General features: G+C 75.0%; 2 protein-coding genes and 1 pseudogene. All 3 read left to right on the forward strand.

The window, feature by feature from the left end; translation table 11 throughout:
• A pseudogene (locus HUW36_RS32950) lies at nt 1–364 on the forward strand (histidine kinase); the annotation flags it as partial.
• Complete coding sequence (locus HUW36_RS32955; protein ID WP_174531592.1) at nt 361–825, forward strand: roadblock/LC7 domain-containing protein; 465 nt, start codon at nt 361–363, stop codon at nt 823–825. The pseudogene HUW36_RS32950 and the gene HUW36_RS32955, both read left to right, overlap by 4 nt.
• On the forward strand, nt 822–1271 hold the full coding sequence (locus tag HUW36_RS32960) for a DUF742 domain-containing protein (protein WP_174531593.1): 450 nt from the start codon (nt 822–824) through the stop codon (nt 1269–1271). Before HUW36_RS32955 ends, HUW36_RS32960 begins: the two co-directional genes overlap by 4 nt.
• Nucleotides 1272–1362: the final 91 nt, after the last annotated feature.

The following is a 1362-nucleotide window of genomic DNA, read 5'->3' on the forward strand; positions in this document are numbered from 1 at the left end:
CGGGGCGAACCTGCCCGCCGGTACGCCGCCGGCACCCGCCGGCCCGGCGACCGGGCCGCTGATCGGGGTGCCCGCCGACCCGGCCACGGTCCGGGCGCTGGTGGAGGCGTTCCAGGACGGCGTACGCCGGGCCGAGGACGACGTCACCCCGGCCCCGCCGACACCGGGACGGCCCCGGCTCAGCCGCCGGGTACCCGGGGCGAACCTGGCCGTCTCCCCGGTGCCCGCGGCGCCCCCGGCCAGCTCCGACCCCGGCGACCCCGTCGAGGTCCGCAACCTCATCACCGAGTTCGAGGCGGGCGTCGCCCGTGCTCTGCGCGAAGTCAGTACCGACCGCCGCTACGAAGAGGATCCATCACGGTGACCAGCCCGTTCCTGCACGACAGCGCCGAACCGAGCACCACCGGCGACCTCAGCCCCGAGGCGCGCACCTTCAACTGGCTGCTCGACTCGTTCACCTCCAGCACGGCCGGGGTGATGGAGGCGATCGCGGTCTCCTCGGACGGGCTGCTGATGGCCATGTCCGCGATCAAGGACCGGTCCAACGCGGAGCGCCTCGCCGCCGTCGTCTCCGGCATGACCAGCCTCGCCGGTGGCGCCGCGAGCTGGTACGCGCTGGGCGCGCTCAACCGGGTCATCGTCGACATGGCCGAGGGCTACCTGCTGATCAGCGCGATCAGCAGCGGCTCGGTCCTCGGGGTGGTCGCCGACCGCTCGGCCAACCTGGGCACCGTGGCGTACGAGATGACGCTCTTCGCCGGCCGCGCCGGCGGCGCCCTGAGTCCCCGCCTGATCGCCGAGCTGAAGAACGCCGTCCAGCAATGATCCCGGGGGCCGCCGGCGGGGACCCGGAGCCGGAACCCGGCGTCCGGATCCGTCCCTTCCTGCGTGCGTCCGCCCCGGTCGGTGAGCCGGACGCGGGCGACGGGGAGCCGACCGGCCCACGCCCGTTCGTGCTGACCGCCGGACGGGTGGACGGCGACCCGGCGATCGGCCTGGAGACCCAGGTGACCGTCCGGCCGGGCAGCGGCTCCTGGGCGGTGACCGCCCGGCTGTCCCCCGAGCTGGCGGCGATCGTCGCGATCTGCGCCGAGCCGGTCTCGGTCGCCGAGATCTCCGCCCGTACCCGGATGCACTTCGGCGTGACCCGGGTGCTGGTCGGCGACCTGCGCGCCGCCGGTCACCTCGACGTGCACGTCGCGGACGTCGACGACGCCCTCGATCCCGACATCATCCTGCGAGTGATTGATGGACTCCGTGCGATCTCCTGAATGGCCGGCGGCGGCCCTGGGCGGGCCGTCCGCGAACAGCGCCCCCACCCGCTACGGCGGCCCGGCCCCGCTGATCGGCCGGGCCACGCCG

This window comes from Micromonospora maritima (assembly GCF_902825405.1).
GTDB classification, from domain to species: domain Bacteria; phylum Actinomycetota; class Actinomycetes; order Mycobacteriales; family Micromonosporaceae; genus Micromonospora; species Micromonospora maritima.